Consider the following 1,013-nt stretch of genomic DNA (forward strand, 5'->3'; position numbering starts at 1 on the left):
CAGGCCATGAGCGAGACGGGGATGCTGGACTACCTGAGCGTCGTGGGCTCGGGCGCGGACACGCACAACACCCTGGCCAACTGCATGCCGCCCATGGCGCTGCCGCCCGAGCCCTTCGTGCACCTGGCCGGGGGCATCAAGAGCGTGGTCAAGATCCCGGTGATGCACGCGCAAAGCATCCGCGACGCGCAGCAGGCCGAGCGGCTGCTCGCCAGCGGCACCGTGGACATGGTGGGCATGACGCGCGCGCAGATCGCCGACCCGCACCTGGTCATCAAGATCCGCGACGGGCGCGAGGACCAGATCAAGCAATGCGTGGGCGCCAACTACTGCATCGACCGGCAGTACGCGGGGCTGGACGTCCTCTGTGTGCAAAACGCCGCCACCAGCCGCGAGCGCACCATGCCGCACGTCATCGCCAAGACCAGCGGCCCCAAGCGCAAGGTCGTGGTGGTGGGCGCCGGCCCGGCCGGGCTGGAGGCCGCGCGCGTGGCGCGCGAGCGCGGGCACGACGTGGTGCTGTTCGAGAAGCAGCCCCAGGTGGGCGGGCAGGTGAACCTGGCGGCCAAGGCTCCCAAGCGCGAGCAGATGGCGGGCATCATCCGCTGGTTCGACCTGGAGACGACGCGGCTGGGCGTGGATCGCCGCCTGGGTGTCGAGGCCGACGTGTCCATGATCATGGACGAGCGCCCGGACATCGTGGTGCTGGCCACCGGCGGCATCGCGCACACCGACCAGAACCCGGAGTGGGGCGTGGCCGAGGGTTTATCGGTGTCGGGCTGGGACATCCTCAGCGGCCGCGTGGCGCCGCAGGGCAACGTGCTGGTCTACGACGGCATCAGCACCCACGCGGGCGCGGGCGTGGCGGACTTCATCTCCAGCCGCGGCCACCTGGTGGAGATCGTGACGCCGGACGTGAAGATCGCCGACGACACCGGCGGCACCACGTTCCCGATCATGTACCGCCAGCTCTACGCGCAGGGCGTGATCCTCACGCCCAACTACTGGCTCGA

General features: G+C 70.0%; 1 protein-coding gene. It reads left to right on the forward strand.

Annotation, left to right across the window (positions count from 1 at the left end; genetic code table 11):
• Positions 1–1,013: NAD(P)-binding protein (locus tag HHL10_RS30135; RefSeq protein ID WP_169164108.1), on the forward strand; the 1,013-nt coding region annotated here is incomplete at both ends.

This window comes from Azohydromonas caseinilytica (assembly GCF_012927045.1).
GTDB classification, from domain to species: Bacteria; Pseudomonadota; Gammaproteobacteria; order Burkholderiales; family Burkholderiaceae_C; genus Azohydromonas; species Azohydromonas caseinilytica.